Below are 2,128 nucleotides of genomic sequence, written 5' to 3' on the forward strand. Positions count from 1 at the left end.
GCGCAGCGCCAGCAGGACGTCCATCCGCGCGCGTGGGCCGAAGGCACCGTTCGACGCACCGGACCCCGCCCACACCTCGACGGCGTCCGCGACGTTCGCCGGCCCGTTCACGGTGTGCACCTGGAGCACCGCACGGAACCGCAGGGGAGCCCCACCGGGGGCGTGCGCGTCGTCCGGCGTGGATTCGTCGAGACCGGGTACCTCGACGCGCAGCGACAGCCGTACGCCCGCGTCGTGGCCCGCGGCGATGTCGTCCGCCCACGCCCGCTGTCCGGGCAGGTGCGAGGGCTCGGGCGCCGTGTAGGCCGGGCCGCCCGTCACCAGCGGCGCGGCGGGGGAGCGGGGGAGCGTGTCGGCCACCGCGTCCAGGAAGGCGCCGAGCAGCCGCTCCGGGTCCGGCAACAGGGGCACCCCGGCGGCCGTGGGCACCGGTACGGCATGGGCCTCGGGCGGCATGGCGGCGGCGAGTTCGCGCACGAGTTCCGCGTCCCGCGCGGTCAGGGGCCCCAACCGCCAGGTGTCGTGATCGGCGGGCGACAGCCCCGGCAGCAGCAGACCGCGTGCCAGGAAGTGCAGGGCCAGCACGCCCGCCGTGCCCCAGAAGACCGCCGAACGGTGTCCGTCGGTGGCGACACGCGCGCGCGTGAGCAACGGCAGCGCGGCGCGCACCGGGAGGAGTACGGCCGGCACGCGTACCGGCTCGACCCCGTTTCCACCGGGGAGCAGGACGGTCAGGTCCGCCACGGACCCCGACGCCACGGCTGGAGGAGCCTCGCCGTCGGACCGCCAGAAGGCGACTTCGCCCGCGCGCGAGGGATCGGCCGGTACGAACACCGCACAGCATCGCGCCAGTTGAAACATCTCGGAGGGTGGTTCCGCTGGGATCGGCTGCACTGCTTCGACGCACTCCTCAAATTTGACTACTGGCTCGGGGTCGCCGAGAGTACAGCACGCCCACGGACGACCCGGAATGGCTACGCTGTGACCTGAGCCACTTCACCGAGTGTTCGATTTGCCGGGTGAAAGCCGGCGCTCAGGGGCGCGTAAGGGTCGCGTCTCAGGGACGTCTCAGGGTCGCGGTCCGGAACCGCGGGAAGCGCGGGCCCGTTTTCAGTGCAGAGAGCGGCAGTGGCCGCGAAGGAGGCGACGCTGATGTCGAAGAACGCGAAGATCGCCGCAGGGGGTGTGGCGGTCGGGCTCATCCTGTTGATATGGCTGCCCTGGTGGCTGTCGTTCCTGATCGTGGTGGGGGTTCCGGCTGTGGCGTACCTCACCCTGGACCCCTCGCAGCGGCGCAGGCTGCGCCGTGTCACGCGCAAGGAACTCGGCCGCTGAGGCGTCGTCCGTACAGTCCGACAGTCCGACGGACGCCGGGACGCCGGGACGCGCGACAGGCGCCGTCCCGGCGCCCAGGGCCTGCGTGTGGCACTCGCCCTGCGCGCGCGACGCCCCGACGCCCTCCTGGTGGCCTTGCCGTCCCTCCGGGCTTACGAGGGCGAGGTCAGGCCGGGCACGGGTGCGTCCGGGCCGAGCGAAGGTGACTCCGGGCCGGCGAGGGTGACTCCGGGTCGGCTGCGGGGGACGGCACCCGGCCCGCGCGCCGGGTCAACTGGGTCGCACCGCCAGCTTGTCGAGAGCCTCCAGGAGGCCGGGAAGCTCGGGGCCCCGGCCGATCGGCAGTACCTCGCCGGGCTCCTCGTCCAGCAGCACGAACGCGATGTCGTCGGTCCGGGCGACCATCGACCAGCCGGGACCGTCGGCGCGCAGGGTGCGGGCCTCGCCGGTCGCGAACGACGAGCGAACCCGGCCGAGGGGCGGTGGCGTGTCCACGTAGGCCCGTGCCTCCGCCAGGACCCGCCGGATTCCGCGGCGGCCCTTCGGTGCGTCGTCCCCGCCGTCCGCTCCGGCCTCCGGTGCCTTCGCCGGTGCGCTGCCCGCCGCCGGGAAGTCGGCGTCGTTGATCTGCTCCCGCCACACGGCCCACTGCAGCGCGATCTCGTCCGCGCCCAGGCGCCGCTGGGCCGGGCCCCAGTTGCTGGTGTCCGGCGGGGTCCGCGGGGCTCGTTCCGCGACCTCGGGCCCGGGATCGTGCGGCGCCGGCCCACCCCGGGCCCCGACGGCGACAGCG

General features: G+C 74.3%; 1 protein-coding gene and 2 pseudogenes. 1 reads left to right on the forward strand and 2 read right to left on the reverse strand.

The genetic code is table 11. The features are described 5' to 3' along the window. Positions 1-861 (reverse strand): annotated as a pseudogene (locus ACFW2E_RS45675) (ATP-dependent helicase); the annotation flags it as partial. A 291-nt stretch (positions 862-1,152) separates the two neighbouring features. On the opposite strand from ACFW2E_RS45675, the gene ACFW2E_RS45680 reads away from it, so the two are divergent. Further along, on the forward strand, positions 1,153-1,335 hold the full coding sequence (locus ACFW2E_RS45680) for a hypothetical protein (RefSeq protein ID WP_384477760.1): 183 nt from the start codon (positions 1,153-1,155) through the stop codon (positions 1,333-1,335). A gap of 270 nt (positions 1,336-1,605) precedes the next feature. Here the strand turns inward: ACFW2E_RS45680 and ACFW2E_RS45685 are convergent. Further along, a pseudogene (locus tag ACFW2E_RS45685) lies at positions 1,606-2,128 on the reverse strand (hypothetical protein); the annotation flags it as partial.

It is taken from the genome of Streptomyces sp. NPDC058964, from assembly GCF_042741275.1.
Lineage (GTDB): Bacteria > Actinomycetota > Actinomycetes > Streptomycetales > Streptomycetaceae > Streptomyces.

Excerpts from the sequence above, each read along its gene's own strand:
- ACFW2E_RS45680 (WP_384477760.1), top strand. The coding sequence starts at position 1,153 with ATGTCGAAGAACGCGAAGATCGCCGCAGGGGGTGTGGCGGTCGGGCTC.